The organism is Parashewanella curva (assembly GCF_003675895.1).
Lineage (GTDB): Bacteria > Pseudomonadota > Gammaproteobacteria > Enterobacterales > Shewanellaceae > Parashewanella > Parashewanella curva.
This window is the reverse complement of the sequence record NZ_ML014968.1, coordinates 1-620: the sequence shown is the minus strand read 5'-3', so window position 1 is coordinate 620 and position 620 is coordinate 1. Positions and strand designations below refer to the sequence as shown.

Sequence of the window (620 nt, the reverse complement as noted above, 5' to 3'; positions counted from 1 at the left end):
ACTGAAGATGTGATCAGAAAGTATGTTCAAGAACAGTTGGCAGAGTTAGACAAAAAAGAGAAAAGTGCAGATCAGCTTGGACTGTTCAAATAAAACTCGGTTGCTTGCGGCCGAGTTCCTTTATATTTTACTATAAGCTGGATAATATTATGAAAACTAAATGTGTAATTTCTATTACTGCTTTGTTAGTCTCAAGTTCATTATCATTTTATTCCGTCGCAGCCTCAATCCAATCTCAAGAGAATTTGACGTCAAGAGTTATTTCCCTACAACCAAGTAATTTTTCTACCCCAAACGATAATGGTAGTGCCACTTGCAACAAAAATATGCCCGATTACGCTACATGCATCCCGGTTACAAATACAAGTAAACTTGGTTTAACCATTACGGCTGACAGAGGTGGGGTTAACGATCAAGCGTTGCCAGCGCAAAGCCTGATTTTTTTAGCAAATAAAACTGAATTAATTAACTCATTAATACTCACAGTAAAAAATCTTAAGCATCCCCTCATATAAACCAGTCATATCAACGGTTTTAAGGTAAAATGCTCAAAATAGCCTAAACATGTTCAATGACAGCACCATGATAAATCAAGATTTAATTCATAATCACATAGATGA

At 35.6% G+C, this 620-nt stretch carries 1 protein-coding gene; it reads left to right on the top strand.

Features of this window, described 5'->3' with window-relative positions; genetic code table 11:
• Positions 1-149 precede the first annotated feature (149 nt).
• Entirely contained in the window at positions 150-515 is a 366-nt protein-coding gene (locus D5018_RS21485) for a hypothetical protein (RefSeq protein ID WP_121840993.1), read from the top strand.
• Positions 516-620: the final 105 nt, after the last annotated feature.